Annotated in this window: 12 protein-coding genes; 3 read left to right on the forward strand and 9 right to left on the reverse strand. The window is 69.2% G+C overall.

Annotated elements, in window-relative coordinates:
- Positions 1 to 14 precede the first annotated feature (14 nt).
- The 6 genes from DW306_RS01325 to DW306_RS01350 are packed head-to-tail and all read right to left on the reverse strand — an operon-like array spanning position 15 to position 8,201.
- Positions 15 to 3,041, reverse strand: a complete 3,027-nt coding sequence (locus DW306_RS01325; RefSeq protein ID WP_136053847.1) for a glycoside hydrolase family 38 C-terminal domain-containing protein — start codon at positions 3,039 to 3,041, stop codon at positions 15 to 17.
- A complete protein-coding gene (locus DW306_RS01330) occupies positions 3,038 to 3,871 on the reverse strand; it encodes a ThuA domain-containing protein (RefSeq protein ID WP_136053848.1) in 834 nt (277 codons plus the stop codon). Before DW306_RS01330 ends, DW306_RS01325 begins: the two co-directional genes overlap by 4 nt.
- Positions 3,868 to 5,025 carry a Gfo/Idh/MocA family oxidoreductase gene (locus DW306_RS01335; RefSeq protein WP_240747005.1) on the reverse strand — a complete coding sequence of 386 codons (1,158 nt, stop codon included), beginning with the start codon at positions 5,023 to 5,025 and terminating at the stop codon, positions 3,868 to 3,870. The genes DW306_RS01330 and DW306_RS01335 overlap by 4 nt, the downstream gene beginning before the upstream one ends.
- Before the next feature lie 5 nt (positions 5,026 to 5,030).
- The gene (locus DW306_RS01340) at positions 5,031 to 5,924 is read right to left on the reverse strand and encodes a carbohydrate ABC transporter permease (protein WP_205814069.1); all 894 of its coding nucleotides are present in this window, start codon (positions 5,922 to 5,924) and stop codon (positions 5,031 to 5,033) included.
- A 1-nt stretch (position 5,925) separates the two neighbouring features.
- Positions 5,926 to 6,861, reverse strand: coding sequence for a sugar ABC transporter permease (locus DW306_RS01345; RefSeq protein WP_205814070.1), 936 nt, complete (start codon positions 6,859 to 6,861; stop codon positions 5,926 to 5,928).
- Positions 6,858 to 8,201 (reverse strand): extracellular solute-binding protein, encoded by a 1,344-nt coding sequence (locus DW306_RS01350; protein WP_136053850.1) that lies wholly within the window; start codon positions 8,199 to 8,201, stop codon positions 6,858 to 6,860. Before DW306_RS01350 ends, DW306_RS01345 begins: the two co-directional genes overlap by 4 nt.
- Before the next feature lie 166 nt (positions 8,202 to 8,367).
- Here DW306_RS01350 and DW306_RS01355 point away from each other — a divergent pair, with 166 nt between their 5' ends.
- From DW306_RS01355 to DW306_RS01365, 3 genes are read left to right on the forward strand one after another with little or no spacing between them, the layout of a single operon-like run.
- Positions 8,368 to 9,144 carry a GntR family transcriptional regulator gene (locus DW306_RS01355; RefSeq protein WP_275092142.1) on the forward strand — a complete coding sequence of 259 codons (777 nt, stop codon included), beginning with the start codon at positions 8,368 to 8,370 and terminating at the stop codon, positions 9,142 to 9,144.
- 2 nt (positions 9,145 to 9,146) lie between these two features.
- A complete protein-coding gene (locus tag DW306_RS01360; protein WP_240747006.1) occupies positions 9,147 to 10,148 on the forward strand; it encodes a LacI family DNA-binding transcriptional regulator in 1,002 nt (333 codons plus the stop codon).
- A gap of 37 nt (positions 10,149 to 10,185) precedes the next feature.
- Positions 10,186 to 12,000, forward strand: coding sequence for a sugar-binding domain-containing protein (locus DW306_RS01365; protein ID WP_136053852.1), 1,815 nt, complete (start codon positions 10,186 to 10,188; stop codon positions 11,998 to 12,000).
- A gap of 52 nt (positions 12,001 to 12,052) precedes the next feature.
- Here DW306_RS01365 and iolD read toward each other — a convergent pair whose 3' ends face one another.
- From iolD to DW306_RS01380, 3 genes are all read right to left on the reverse strand, one after another.
- Positions 12,053 to 13,936 (reverse strand): 3D-(3,5/4)-trihydroxycyclohexane-1,2-dione acylhydrolase (decyclizing), encoded by a 1,884-nt coding sequence (iolD, locus tag DW306_RS01370; protein WP_136053858.1) that lies wholly within the window; start codon positions 13,934 to 13,936, stop codon positions 12,053 to 12,055.
- Positions 13,937 to 13,977: 41 nt separating this feature from the next.
- Positions 13,978 to 14,865 (reverse strand): 5-deoxy-glucuronate isomerase, encoded by an 888-nt coding sequence (iolB, locus tag DW306_RS01375; protein WP_136053853.1) that lies wholly within the window; start codon positions 14,863 to 14,865, stop codon positions 13,978 to 13,980.
- The coding region (locus DW306_RS01380; protein WP_136053854.1) for a deoxyribose-phosphate aldolase at positions 14,862 to 15,700 on the reverse strand (839 nt) is incomplete at its 5' end. The genes DW306_RS01380 and iolB, both read right to left, overlap by 4 nt.

Genomic DNA, 15,700 nt, shown 5'->3' on the forward strand with positions numbered 1-15,700 from the left:
TTCAGCAGGTGTGGTCACGCGACGGGGCGTGGCGAGCGGAATCGCAGGGTGCGGATCTCGAACGGATGCAGCGGCACGACGACGCTGCGGGGTGCGGCAGCACGGTCCACCGGGTCTCCGACGGGCCTCTCCAGCAGGTCGGTGGCCGCCACCGCGTCCCACTCGACCGCCGTGACGATCGTGGCGGTCGCCCGAGTCCCGTGCGCCTCGTACACCCGGACCACCAGGTCGCCGCTGCCGTCTTCGGCGAGCTTGACCGCCTCGACGACGACCGCCGGATGGGAGACCTCGAGCAGCGGCGCCACGGGTGTGCCGCGCACCTCTCGCAGCGGCAGGTTCTGCCGGTACCCGTCGACGATCGCCTCGGCGATGCCGCCCGGGCGCAGGCTGATCGTGAACGCGTGGACGCCCTGGTCGGCGTTCGGGTCGGGGTAGCGCGGTGCGCGCAGCAGCGACAGCCGCGCCACCACCATCGGACGACCCGTCGGCGCCTGCACGGTGCGCAGATCGTGCCCGTAGACCACGTCGTTCGCGATGGCGATGCCCCAGTCGGGCTCTCCGACGTGCACCCAGCGGTGCGCGACCGTCTCGAAGCGCGCCGTGTCCCAGGAGGTGTTGCGATGGATGGGCCGGTGCAGGTGTCCGAATTGGATTTCCGACGCTGCCCGGTCCGCACGCAGGTCGAGCGGCATCGCCAGCTTCAGCAGCTTCTGCGACTCGCGCCAGTCGATGTCGAACGCGAGGTCGATCCTGCCGTCGGCGACCGTCACGCGCATCTCGATGACCGATCGACCGATCTCGTGCCGCACCCGCAGGGCGTCGCCGTCGATCTCGACCGCCACCGGCGCGAGCAGCTCGGTGCCCGAACGCTGATCCTCCTCGTTGATGTCCCACGCATCCCACTCCCGCGGAGTGTCGCGCAGAAGCTGCAGCACGCCGCCGGCCATCCCCGCGGGGAGCACTTCCCGATCGACGACGAGGTCGCGGATCGAGGTGAAGACGCCGCGGTCATCCATCACGACGCGCAGCGCCGCGTCGTCCCACACGAAGACCTCGCCGTCGCGTCGGGGCGGAACCGTCGTCGGCACGGCCGCGGGCTGCACGGCCATCGCAGCCACTCCCCGATGCGCGTAAGGGCTCGTGTTCGCCGCGAGCAGCTCATCGCCCTCTCCGGCGAGCGCGCGGAGGGCTGCATCGATGAGCGTGTTCAGCGTCGCCGCGACCCGGGCGTAGGAGGCCTCGGCATCCTGATGCACCCAGGCGATGGACGTACCGGGCAGGATGTCGTGGAACTGGAGGAGCAGGACGCTCCGCCACGCGTCCTGCAGTTCGGCCGCCGGGTATGCCGCCCCGCGGAGCAGCGTCGCCGCGGAGCACCAGAGCTCTGCGGCGCGCAGCAGCGCCTCGCTGTGCCGATTGCCGCGCTTGGTCTTCTGCTGCGAGACGAGGGTGCCTCGGTGCAGTTCGAGGTACATCTCGCCGACCCAGACCGGAGGGGAGGTCAGCTCCGCGCGGGCGGCCTCGAAGAACGCGTGCGGATCGCCCAGCTCGACACGGGGCGATCCCTCCAGGTCGCGCTTGCGCGCCGCCTGCGCGAGCATCTCGCGCGTGGGTCCGCCTCCGCCATCGCCCCAGCCGAAGAGGCCCAGCACCTCGCGGGCGGCGCCCTTCTCGCTGAAGACCCGCTCGGTGCGGGCCAGATCGAGCCCGCCGAGGTCGGAGTTGTAGGTCTCGGCGGGCGGGAGGTGGGTGAAGACCCTCGATCCGTCGATCCCCTCCCACTCGAAGGTCGAGTAGGGCAGGCGGTTCGTCTCGTTCCACGACGGCTTCTGGGTGACGAAGTACCGCGCTCCCGCCGCCCGTGCGATCTGGGGAAGCGCCGCGCTGTAGCCGAACGAGTCGGGCAGCCACACCTCGTCGCTCTCGACCCCGAACTCCTCGAGGAAGAACCGCTTCCCCATCACGAACTGACGCGCGAGAGCCTCACCGCCGGGCATGTTGGTGTCGGACTCGACCCACATGCCACCGACGGGACGGAACCGCCCCGTGGCGACGGCCGCACGCACGCGCTCGAAGAGCTCGGGCTGACTCTCCTTCAGCCACAGGTACTGCTGGGCCGACGAAGCGGCGAAGACGAATTCGGGGTCGCGATCGAGCAGATCCAGCACGTTGGCGAACGTGCGGGCGACCTTGCGCACGGTCTCGCGGGTCGGCCAGAGCCACGCCGAATCGATGTGCGCGTGTCCGACCGCCGTCACCCGCAGCGCGCTCCTCGCGGCCGGGTCGGCGAGAGCCGGGGCGAGCACGGCCCGCCCCTCGGCCGCCGACCCCGACACGTCGTCGGGATCCATGACATCGACCATGCGCTCGAGCGCGCGCACGATGTCCGCCCGCCGCGCCGTGTCGCGGGGGAGCATCTCGACGAGACCGTCGAGGGCCCTCACGTCCTGCAGAAGCTCCCAGACGGTCAGGTCGCGCCGGGCCACCTGCATCCGCTCGAGCCGGTAGAGGGGCTCTTCACCCGCCGTCGCCCGATCGCCGAGCGCGGTGGGCTCATACTCGTAGGGGACCTGGATCATCGGATTCGCCGCGGCCTCGAGCAGGAGGCGGAACGGACCCGGATCGGGCAGCGGCACCCACGCGTTGAAGGGCTCGATGGCCTTCACGATCGACCCGTCGGGACGGTAGGCCGTCGCCTCCGCCTGGAAACCCGGCTGCTCACCGGAGAAGCCGAGGTCGACGACGAGCTCGGACTCCTCCGGCATCCAGTCGGCGGGCACCTCGCCGCGCACGTCGAACCAGACCGTGTCCCACGGGCGACCCCAAGCCGATCCGACGACGAACGGCTCGTACTCATGCGCCATCGCCTCGGCGAACGGCACCGGCTCGCCGCCGACCCGCCAGGCCGATATCTCGACGGATCGGCTGTCGCGGTAGAGCGCCGGCTCGATGCGGAACCGGGTGAAGCGCCGCACCCGCTGCAGTGCGAGCGTCTCCGCATCCAGACGGGCGCGGCCGTTCGGATTCGACTCGTCGGTCATGCTCCGGACTCGCGCGGCTCGATGAGCTCACGGGTGTAGTAGTCGATCAGGCCGTCGGGCCCGGTGAGCACCGGACGATCGAAGTCGCCCATGCGGTACATCGGCGTCACGAGGTACGACTCGCGTGCCTGCGTCGGACGGGCCCAGCGCACCCCGTTGGCGATGACGCGCTGCACGTCGGGGTGGTGGTACACCGGGTAGATCTCATCGCCCGGGCTGAAGTAGAAGACGCGTCCGTGGCCACGACGATAGGTGATCCCGCTGCGGAACACCTCCCCGCCCGAGAAGCTGCTGATGAAGATCAGCTCGTCCGGCTCGGGGATGTCGAAGTACTCGCCGTACATCTCCTGGCCGGGGATGATGAGCGGCTGCGGCACGCCCTCGGCGATCGGATGCCGGGGGTCGACCGTCCAGACCAGCTCGCGGTCGTTGTCGTTGCGCCAGCGCAGGCTGCAGGTCGTGCCCATCAGCCGGCGGAAGATCTTCGAATGGTGCCCGGAGTGCAGGACGATGATGCCCATGCCCTCGAGCACATGACGCTGGATGCGCTCGACGACCTCGTCCGATACCTCTTCGTGCGCGGTGTGCCCCCACCACAGCAGCACGTCGGTTTCAGCGAGGGTCTCCTCGGTCATGCCGTGCTCCGGCTCGTCGAGCACGCGCGTCGACACCGTCACGTCGTCGCCCAGCAGACGGGTGATCCCCTCGGCGATGGTCGAATGCATCCCCTCGGGGTAGATGCCCCGCACGACGGGGTTCACCTGCTCGTGGCGGTTCTCCCCCCAGACGACGACGCGGATGGGGGCGGTGGGAGTGGGGGTGAGGGTCATCGAGCGCCTCCTGACGCGTGAGGGACGGGCTGCGGGGAACTCCCCCAGGCCCTGGTGGCTATTGCTTCTGCGGCGCTCGGCCACGAGCGCAGCAGGTCGGCGACGTCGTCGCTCTTCTCGTCGGCGATGGCTTGCGCGAGGGATTCCTCCAGCAGCTCGGCGAGCACGACGCGGTCGCCCCCGCGCTCACTGCTGCGGATCGCGCCTTCCACCATCGCGAGGGTCAGCACGTTCGTCCTGACCTCGTTCTGCGGGGTGAGGCCCGACGCGAGCACGCTCACGAACTCCTCGAGTGCCCCTTCGATGCCTTCGCTCGCCTCGGCGACCTCGAAGCCGGCATCCTCGGCATCCACCTGCACGAGGTGATCGCCGTCCCAGCTCGCGGCCCCGTGCTCGCCGTAGACACGCCAGTCGGCGTTCCACGACGTCTGCAGGCCCGGGGTGCACCGGCTGCCGGAATAGACGAACCGGGCCCCGGAGGCGAGATCGAAGGTCGCGGTCGCCGCGGCGTCGCCGGCGAACCAGCTCCAGGACGGGTTCCACGACGCGCAGCGCACCGCGACCGGCTCGTCGGCGGTCAGGTAGCGGAGCATGTCGAAGTGGTGCACGGACATGTCGACCAGCAGCGGATGCGCCATCTGCTCGCGGAATCCCGGTTCGTGGTCGGCGTGGAAGAACTGCGCGTGCACCGCTCCGAGCGGCCCGAGTTGCGCTGCCGCATCGCGGAAAGCCGCGAGATGGCGGAAGTAGCGGCGCGACTGGCTCGCCATCAGCAGTTCTCCGGTCAGGTCGGCCAGCGCGACCTGACGAAGCGCCTCCGCCACCGTCGGCGCCAGCGGCTTCTCGCACAGCACCGGCAGACCCTGGCGCATCGCCTGTTCATTGACCACGCGATGCGCCTGGGGCACGGTGACGTTGATCACCGCACGGGCGCCGGACCGTTCCACGACATCGGCGAGAGACGATCCGACCGCGGCATCCGTGAGTCCGATCGACGAGGCGGTCCGCGTCGCGAGGTCGACATCCAGGTCGACGACGCCCACGGGCTCGGCGTGCGCAGAGCGGGCGAGCATCCGCAACCACTCCCCGCCCATCGCCCCGGCGCCGACGACGACGACCGGCAGCCTCTCCGGATTCGCTTCTGCAGTGGTCATCTGAGTCATCCTTTGATCGCACCGCCCAGGCTCGTCCGCAGCAGGTGCTTGCGCACGAAGACGTAGAGGACGGCGGGCGGCACCAGGTACACGATCGCGCTGGCCGCGAGCAGACCCCAGTCGACCTGGTTGTACTCGCTGAAAGCACGGAAGAGGCCGATCGAGAGCGGATATAGCTCCGAGCTCTGCAGCAGCACGAGCGGAGTGAGGAAGTCACCCCACACGCCCATGAAGCTGAGCATGGCCGCAGCTCCCAGCCCCGGTCCGACCAGGGGCAGGACGACTCGCCAGATGGCCTGGAGACGGGAGTTCCCGTCGATCCACGCCGCCTCTTCGAGTTCGATGGGCACCGCGGCGATCGTGCCCGCGAGCAGCCAGAGGGTGACGGGCAGCTGGAACGCCGCCTCGACGATGATCAGACCGAACAGCGAGTTCGAGAGCCCGATGTTGACCATGATCAGGTACAGCGCGACGATCGTGGCCGGCGCCGGGATGACACGGATCAGCAGGATGCCGAACATGAAGAACCGGCGACCCTTGAACCGGTACCGCGCGAGAGCGTAGCCGCCGGCGAGCCCGAGTGCCAGGTTCAGCGCCGTCGCGCTGACACCGATGATGAGGCTGTTCACGAGAAGCTGTGGCGTCGCGGCATCCGTGAAGAACTTGACGAAGTTGTCGAAGGCGAACGCGGGCAGCTGCACGGTGGGCCCGGCCTCAGCATCGACGGCACTGAGCACGACCCAGGCGAACGGCACGAGGCAGAACAGCGCCATCAGGGAGATGAGGATGTAGCCCAGGGTGCGCTGGACGACCGCGACCGGAGTCAGGGGCCGTCGCCGCATCTTCTGCACCGGCGCCTCGTCGGAGGTCCGGGGGGAACGGGAGACCACGGATGTCATGTCAGACCTCCACTTTCGCCAGGCGCACATAGACGACACCGAGCACGAGGACGATGACGAGCAGGATGATGGATGCCGCGCTGCCGATCCCGATCTGAGAGAACTGCAGAGCGCGCTCGTAGATGTAGATCGCCGCGAGCCGGGTCTGGCCGCCGGGTCCTCCCTGTGTGAGGAAGTAGACCAGGCCGAAGACGCCGATCGTGCTGATGGTCGTCAGGAGGAGGTAGAGGAAGACCGGTCCGCGGATGAGCGGAAGGGTGACGTGCCGGAAGACCTGGGTGGCACTGGCGCCGTCGATCCGGGCCGCCTCGATGAGCTCGGCGGGAACGTCTTCCAGGGCCGCCTGGAACATGATCATGGCGAAGGCCACGCCGCGCCAGATGTTGACGATGATGATCGAGGTGAGCGGCACGACCTGGAGCCAGGCGGTCGGCTCCGACCCGAAGAGACCGGTCAGACGGTTCAGTGTTCCCTCGGCGCTGTTCGAGAGCACGCTCGCCCAGGCGAGCGACGCCACGACCTCGGGGACGACCATCGGCATCAGCACGGCGGCGCCGAAGAAGCCCTTCCCCCGCAGCCACGGGCGGCTGAGGAGGATCGCGGCGACCATTCCGAGAACGGTCTGGCCGATGATCGCGCTCCAGAGGGTGAACATCGCCGTCTGTCCGAGCGACCCGAGGAAGTCCGCGTTGTTCAGCAGATAGACGAAGTTGTCGATGCCGACGAACTGGGGGTCCCTGGCCGCGAACCCCGTGAGCTGCGTGTTCGTGAACGCGAGATAGATGCTGTATCCCGCCGGAACCAGGATGAACAGGAAGATCAGGGCGAAGGAGGGGCCGAGCAGAAGCAGGATCAGCGGCCAGTTGCGCCGGCGACGCCGTGTCGGCGACGGCCCGGAGGCCGCCGCCGACATGGAAACGGGAAGCGTCGAGGTCACTTCTTCACCAGGTTGGGGCCCAGGAGGTCCGTCGCATCGGCGACGAACGCGTCGTAGGCCTCCTGGCCGCTCGCACCGCTGAGGATCATCTCGGTCGCGGTGGCCACGGCCTGTCCGATCTGCGAGGCACCGTCACCGGTCACCACGAAGACGCTGTCGGCCAGGTCTTCGCCCGCCTGCAGCAGCTGCGGCTCTTCCGAGTAGGGCGCGACGTCATCGAGGTCGTCGCGGGCGGATGCCGCACCCGAGGCGACGAGCTGCTCGGCGAGGGGCTTGCCGCTCGAGAGGTACTTGATGAACTCGAACGCTGCTTCCTTCTTGTCCGAGTCGGCGGAGATGGCGTAGCCGCCGCCGGTGCTGCTCCAGCCGTAGGGCTCATCGCCGGAACGCAGGCCGGGCCACTGCCACGTGGCGACGCGATCGGTGAGTCCGTCGATCGGTGCGGCACCATCGGGGCCCCAGTCGAACTTCCAGCCCCACGTGCCCTGCGCCGCGACCTGGATGTCGCCCTCGGGGAACTTCGTGTACTTCGTCGGCTCCCACGGGTTCGGGTTCTGCAGGTCCTGAACGGGCAGCAGGTCGTTCTCGACGAGGTCGGCGTAGAGCTCGAAGACGGCCAGCCAGCCGGGGCTCTCGAGATCCCAGGTGTCGGTCTCGGCGTCGTAGTAGTCCTTGTCCGTGCCACCGAGGAGAGGCTGGAAGCCCTCGCCCCACGTGCCGCCGCCCCAGGCGGTGCCCGCCGGGACGACGATCGGCGTGTCACCGGTGGCGTCCTTGACCGCGACCAGCCGCTCGATCAGTTCGTCCCACGTCGCGGGCTGGGACGTGTCGATCCCGAGCTCGGTCAGGATGTCCTTCCGGTAGAACAGGTTCAGCACTCCGGCTCCGGAGGGGATGCTGTAGATCTTGCCGTCCTGACGGGTCATCGCCTCTTTGACGGCCGGGTAGTAGTGCTCCCAGCCGTCCCAGGCGTCGAGCTGTTCGTCGAGCGGGGCGAGGTAGCCGGCGGAGGCCCACGAGATGGCCATGTTCTCGCCGATGTCCAGCACATCGGGCGCCTGCCCGGCGGCGAGCTGCTGGGTCATCTTCGTCATGAACTGCTCGTCGGTCAGCTTGTCCGCGATGAGCTCGACCTTGATGTCCTTGCCCTGCGCGGCCATCTCGGCTTCGAAGCCCGGGATCTCCTTGCCGATCGCGTCGATGTTCGTCTGCTTGGTCTCCATGATCGTGATGGTCACGGGGCCGTCGCTCTCGTCGGTGCCGCCCGCGGAGCAGCCGGTCAGACCGGCGGCAGCGACTGCGGTGGCTGTGAACGCAGCGACAAGATACTTACGCTTCATTGCGATGCCTCTCCTGGGCCCACCCCGTCGGCTGCTTTGCCGATCCGTCAGCTGATCCCCGCCATCATGTTAGGACATTTGCGAAATATCGTCAACGATTCTCGACAGCTTTGTACTAACATGACATACTTCCCATCATGTCAGTTCACACGAGGACGGAGGCCGCGTGACCGACGGAGGACAGACCGTGGTGCTGCCGGTCGAGCAACTGCTCCCTACGACGACGCAGCCCGCGCCGCTCTGGGTGCGTCTCTCCACCGGCCTCGAGGCGGCCATCGCCTCCGGCGCGCTGCCGACGGGCGCGCGCCTCGAGAACGAGGTGTCCATCAGCGAGCGCCTCTCCCTGTCGCGTCCGACGGTTCGACGGGCGATCCAGGAGCTCGTCGACAAGGGACTCCTCGTGCGCAGGCGAGGCATCGGCACGCAGGTCGTGCACGGATCGGTCGCCCGGCAGATCGACCTGACGAGCCTCCACGACGACCTGGAGCGCTCCGGGCGCGTGCCCTCGACGCGAGTGCTCGATGTGACACTGGCCAACGCCGCGCCCGAGATCGCCGCGCAGCTGGGGATCGCCGCCGAGGCGCGGGTCCTCAAGATCCGCCGCGTGCGATTCGCCGACGCGGTCCCGATCGCGGTGCTGGAGAACTACCTCCCCGACGCCTACGCCGACATCACGGCCGAGACCCTGAAGGCCGGCGGGCTGTATCACGCGCTCCGCGACCGGGGCGTGACGTTGCGAGTGGCGCGCCAGCGCATCGGCGCGCGCCGCGCGACCGTCGACGAGGGCCAGCTCCTCGACATCGGCAGGGGAGCCCCCGTCCTCACGATGGACCGGACCGCGTACGACTCCGACGGCGCCGCTGTCGAGTACGGACATCACTGCTACCGACCCGACCTCTACGGCTTCGAGATGACCCTCGTGGACCGCGGTCCGATGCCGTGACGGTGACGCTGCAGGACGTGGCCGCAGTGGCGGGCGTGTCGATGAAGACGGTGTCGAACGTTGTCCGGCAGTACCAGCACGTCAGCCCCTCCACCCGCGCGAAGGTGCAGCAGGCGATCGATCAGCTCGGATATGCGCCGCACAGCGGCGCCCGACGCCTGGCGACCGGCAGGACAGGCATGGTCGCCTTCGCCCTGCCGGCCATCGAGACGCCGTACTTCGCCGAGATGGCAGCGCTCATGTCGACCGAGGTGGACGGTTTCGACTACCGCCTGCTGATCGAGCAGACCGCGGGAGGAGGAGTCGACGAGGAGCGGGAGGTTCTGCGGGGCCGCGAGCAGGGGCTCATCGACGGCCTGGTCTTCCAGCCGACGTTCCTCTCCGCCTCCGACATCGAGGAGCTGCGCGGCAGGACCCCGCTGGTCCTGCTCGGTGAGATCCCCCCTCCGCCGACGGTGGATCACGTGATGGTCGACAACCGCGCCGCAGCCCGGACGGCGACCCTGCACCTGCTGCAGTCCGGGCGGACGAGGGTGGCGTTCCTCGGTCATCACCAATCCCTCTCGCACGTGACCACGACCCTTCGCCTCGACGGCTTCCGCGAGGCGCTGGCCGAGTTCGGCGCCGCGCGCAGCGACGATCTCCTCATCCCGATGACGCGCTTCGGAGCCTTCGCCGCCGAAGCAGCCGTCGCCGACGCCGTGAAGGCGGGCCTGGAGTTCGACGGCCTGATCTGCTTCGACGATCTGTCGGCGATCGGGGCGATGAAGGCGCTGGCACGGAGTGGGCGGATCGTTCCCGATGACGTCGCCGTCGTCGGGTGGGACGACATCTTCATGACGCAGTTCACCGCCCCTGCGCTGACGACGATCAGACCGGACAAGGCCACGCTGGTCCAGACCGCGTTCTCGTTCCTCCGCGATCGGATGGGCGGCGAGCGCGGAGAAGGACGCCACGCGCTCGTCGGATTCGACCTCGTGGTGCGCGGGAGTACCGCCACGTAAATTTGCAGCGCTGGAAAAAGTACGGCACAGTATCCGCATGGACACAACGACGTCATCCGCATGCGACCTCAACGGCTCGTATCCGCGTCCGCAGCTGCGGCGCCCCCTCTGGCACAGCCTCGACGGCGACTGGAACTTCGCCTACGACGACTCCGAGATCGGCATGTCCGAGAAGTGGTTCCGTCACGGGGACTTCCCTCGGACGATCGTCGTCCCGTTCCCGCCGGAATCCCCGGCGTCCGGCATCGGCGACCCCTCGTACCATCCGGTCGTCTGGTACTCGCGCACCCTCACCGCAGACGAGACGTCGCGTGAAGACGCCGACGCGCGCATCGTGCTGAACTTCGGTGCGGTGGATTACGCCGCGACGGTCTGGGTGAACGGCAGCCAGGTCGCCGCGCACGCGGGAGGCCAGTCGCCCTTCTCCGCCGACATCACCGATTACCTCGACGGCGGCGACGATCTTCTCGTGGTGCGCGCCGTCGACCGACCGCTCGACGTGGGACAGCCGCGGGGCAAGCAAGAGTGGCTGCCCGAGCCGCACGAGATCTGGTACCACCGGACGACCGGCATCTGGCAGCCGGTATGGCTCGAGCAGGTCGCGCCGACGCACATCACCGAGCTCTCCTGGCGTGTGACGCGCGGCACGGACAGCGTGGAACTCGACCTGCTCGCCAACCGCCCGCTCGCCGCCGGCGCCACCGTCGACGTCGCGCTGAGCTACGACGGACGCTCCCTCGCGCGGGTGTCCACGACCGTGACGAGCGCGGGCGCCCCCATCATCGAGATCCCGCTGCGCGACCAGCGCAACGGCCAGCACTACGAGAAGCTGACCTGGACTCCCGAGGATCCTCGCCTCATCGACGCCACTGTGACGGTCACCGACGGCGATTCCGTCGACACCGTCGCGTCGTATCTCGGCCTGCGCACGGTCGGCGTCGACGCCGGACGCTTCCTCCTCAACGACCGGCCGTACTTCGTCAGGGCGGTCCTCGAACAGGGCTTCTGGCCCGAGTCGCATCTCGCGGCCCCGAGCGACGAGGCCCTGCGCGCCGAGGTCCAGCTGATCAAGGACATGGGCTTCAACACCGCGCGCATCCACCAGAAGGCCGAGGATCCGCGGTTCCTCTACTGGGCCGACCGTCTGGGGCTCCTGCTCTGGGGCGAGGCTCCCGCGGCTTTCGAGTTCACCACGAGCGCGGTCGTCGACCTCACGCGCGAATGGGTGGAGCTCGTGCGTCGTGATCGCTCGCACCCCTCGATCGTCACGTGGGTGCCGTTCAACGAGAGCTGGGGCGTGCGCGACATCCTGACGGATGCTCCGCAGCGCGCGTTCTCGCGCGGCCTCGCCGACCTCACGCGCGCGCTCGACCCGACGCGTCCCGTGATCTCGAACGACGGGTGGGAGCACACGCACTCCGACATCCTCACGGTGCACGACTATGACGGCGACCCCGAGACCTTCGCGCGGCGCTACGCCGATCACGATGCGCTGAAGGCGCTCTTCGGCGGCTACGGGCCCTCGCACCGGATGATGATGGCGGAGGGCGAGGCCGACACCGAGAACCTGCCGGTGATGGTCAGCGAGTTCGGCGGGGTCAAGTACGAGACCGCGCCGTCGGAACCCGCCTGGGGCTATACGACGAGCACCACCGCGGAAGAGCTGGAGAATCACCTGCGCGGGATCTTCGGTGCCCTGCTGCAGAGCACGGTGCTGTCGGGCTTCTGCTACACGCAGATCACCGACACCATGCAGGAGGCGAACGGACTCGCGGACGAGAACCGCGTCCCCAAGCTCCCCCTCGACGTGATCCACTCGATCGTGGCAGCCGAGTCGCACTCGAAGCCCTGATCGCATGGTCACGGATCGGGCGGCGACCGGTGGTCGCCGCCCGATCCGTGTGTCAGCCGAGCAGCGGCCGCTGCGCGGTGCGCAGGCGTTCGTAGTCGGCTCGAGCCACCTGTGTGGTCGCGAGCGTGGAGCTCTCGGCGACCGGCACGTCCCACCAGCCGCCGCCATCGGGGCCGTAGCGGAGCGGATCCGCATCCACGTGGATGAGCGTCGTCGTCGCGGACTCCTTCGCCCGACGAACCGCGTCGTGGAGGTTGCGCGCCGCCTCGGGGCCGGGAGCGACCTCGATGACGTCGACCCCGTACGACCGCGCGTTCGCGGCGAGATCGACGGGAACGAACCGCTCCTCGACGAAGTCGAGCGTGTCGGGGTCCTGCGCCCGGTACTTGGTGCCGAAGCGCGCCGACCCGACGGTCTCCGACAGATGCCCGATCGAGGCGTACCCGTGGTTCTGCACCAGCACGACGATGATCTTCAGCCCCTCGGCCACCGCGGTCACCAGCTCGGTGTGCAGCATGAGGTACGACCCGTCTCCGACGAGGACGAGCACGTCGCGGTCGGGGGCGGCACGACGAACCCCGAGCCCGCCGGCGATCTCGTACCCCATCGTGGAGAAGGCATACTCGACGTGGTACCCGAGCGGGTCGCGCACCCGCCAGAGCTTGTGCAGGTCGCCCGGAAGCGAACCCGCGGCCTGCACGAGAACGTCCGTCGGGTCGCTGGCGGCGTTGACCGCGCCGATGATCTCCGGCTGCCCCAGCAGGTCGCCTCCGGTGGGCGCGAGCGCCCGATCGACCACGGCATCCCACCGGCTCTTCTCCTCGGCGATGCGCTGCGCGTACTCCGGCTCGACCTGCCAGCCCCGCAGCGCGTCGTGGAGAGCGTCGAGGGCGCGGCGGGCATCGGCCACGACGGGGAGCCGGGTGCCGTGCTTGTACGCGTCGAACGCAGCGACGTTGATGTTGACGAACCGCACGTCGGGATGCTGGAACGCACTGCGGCTGGCGGTGGTGAAGTCGCTGTATCGCGTGCCGATGCCGATGACCAGGTCTGCCTCGGCCGCGAGGGCGTTCGCCGCCGTCGTGCCCGTCGCACCGACCGCGCCGACGTACTGCGGATGGTCCCACGAGAGGCTTCCGACACCCGCCTGCGTGGCGCCGATGGGCACGCCCGTGACCTCGACGAAGGCGCGGAGAGCGTCTTCGGCACCGGAGTACAGCACGCCGCCGCCGGCGACGATCAGCGGCTTCTTCGCGGTGCGGATCGCCTCGGCCGCCCTCGCGAGCTCCTCCGGCTCGGGCACGGGACGGCGCACGTGCCACTCGCGCGGCTGCAGGAACTCGAGCGGAACGTCGAGCGCCTCCGCCTGCACGTCCTCGGGGAGGGCGATCGTCACCGCTCCGGTCTCGGCGGGATCGGTCAGCACCCGCATGGCCGCGAGCGCGATCGAGAACAGCTGCTCGGGGCGCTGCACGCGGTCGAAGAACCGCGACACCGGGCGGAAGGCATCGGTGACCTGCATCCCGGGATCGTGCGGATGCTCCAGCTGCTGCAGCACCGGGTCGGCGACGCGCGTCGCGAAGGTGTCGGAGGGCAGCAGCAGCACGGGAAGCCGATTGGCCGTGGCCAGGGCGGCGCCCGTGAGCATGTTCGCGGCTCCCGGGCCGACCGAGGCGGTCGCCGCGTATGTCGCGCGTCGCCGCCGCATCCGGGCGTATCCCACGGCCTGGTGCACCATGGCCTGCTCGTTGCGGGCCTGGTGATAGGGCATGAGAACCGGGTCGTCGGTGTGCAGCTGCAGCAGCGCCTGTCCGACACCGGCGACGTTCCCGTGGCCGAAGATGCCGAAGGTGCCCGCGATCGTGCGTTCGCGGATGCTCCCGTCGACCGTCCACTGATTCGCGAGGAAGGTCATCAGGGCCTGCGCCACCGTCATCCTGCGCGTGGGTGAGGCGTCGAGGCTTTCATCCGGATCGGTCACTGTGCGGACTCCTTCGCCGTATACGGCAGACGGGGATCGGGGTGCTGCTCCGCCCAGTGCTGTCGGATCCAGCCCTGGGTCGGGTCGTCGGTGATCCGCCAGGCGCGTTCGTCACCGGGGCCGGCCATCACGTTGAGGTAGTAGAGGTCGTACCCTGGCGCCGCGACAGCGGGTCCGTGGAATCCGTGCGGCACGAGGGCGATGTCACCGGTGCCGACGCGGGCCGCGGTGTCGATCTCCCGCTCGTCCGAGGCGTAGGCGGTGAACAGGCCGAAGGGCTGCGCGTCGGACGGCACCTCCGCTCCCCGTGTCACCGCGGACTCGAAGTAGTAGATCTCCTCCAGCTCGCTCTCCGACGCGCTGGCTCGATCGTGCTTGTGCGCAGGGTACGACGACCAGTTCTCCGCGGGCGTGATGACCTCGCAGACGATCAGCCGGTGAGCGGCGAGCGCGCCCGGCACTCCGAAGTTGTGCACCTGGCGAGTCGAACGCCCTGCTCCGCGGATCTCCACCGGCACCTCGTCACGGCGAAGGAGCGCAGGGGGCAGGATCGTGGCCGTCGGGGCCTCGGCGACCGCGACGCGTCCTGCTCCCTCGATCCGGAACCCGGTCATCGAACCCAGGTACAGCACGTCGGTCGGCCCGTCGAAGACCGACCGCCGCCCTTCGAGCGTCCACCGGTCGTCGGATGCCGAGACGATGAAGGATCCCTCGAGGGGAATGACCATGCGCTCGACCGGCGACGGCGGGAGAGCCACGTCTCCGTCGAGGTCGGCGACGCGGAGCCCGGTGTGCTGCCATCCGGGAAGATCCGCGCCGACCACGCTCTCCCACGGGCCTTCGGCCAAGAAGCCTCGGGGGAACAGCCAGTCATTCGTCGTCACGACGACACTCTCTCCGCTGCCGACGAGACGGGGCCGTGCACGAGCGAGGCGGCGATGTCGACCGCTCCGACGACGTCGTCGTCGTGCGGATACAGCAGGGTGCGACCGACGACCAACCCTCGCATGCCGGGCAGCGCGAGGGCGTTCTGCCAGGAGGCGAACACCTCGTCCTGGGCCGAGGTGGGATCGCCGCCCAGCAGCAGGGTCGGCATCGTCGCCGCCTCCGCGACCCGCTCCATGTCGGCGACGACGGGCAGCTTCAACCAGGTGTAGGCGGAGGAGTCCCCGAGGCCCGCGGCGATCGCGACCGACCGGATCACGGCATCCGTAGAGAGATCGTTGACGATGCGGCCGTCGCGCCAGCAGCTCATGAACGGCTCGAGCAGCACGGGCAGACGCTCGGCGGCTGCGGCCGACACCGCTGCCGCGGCGTTCTCGAGGACGGAGGCCGTGCCGGCATCCTCGAGATTCACGCGGACGAGGAGCTTCGCGAGGTCGATGTCGTCGCGCACCATCGAGGGCACGTTGTACGCCGTGAACCGGTCGTCCATCTCGAAGGTCGCACCCTGGAGACCTCCTCGGTTCATGGACCCGACCACGACCTTGTCGTCGAGGGCGCCGAGCAGCGCCAGGTCTTCGATGATGTCGGGCGTGCCGAGCACGCCGTCGACGCCGGGCCGTTCCAGGGCGGCGGCGAGTCGCTCGAGCAGCGACACACGGCTGCCCATCGCGAACCCGCGCGAACCGACGCCGAGCGAGCCGCGCGCCGGGTGGTCGGCGGCGATGATGAAGAGCCGCCCGTCTCCGCCGAGCAGCGGACGTCGGCGACGGCTGC

It is taken from the genome of Microbacterium sp. K24 (assembly GCF_004794465.1).
In the GTDB taxonomy this organism is placed as follows: Bacteria; Actinomycetota; Actinomycetes; order Actinomycetales; family Microbacteriaceae; genus Microbacterium.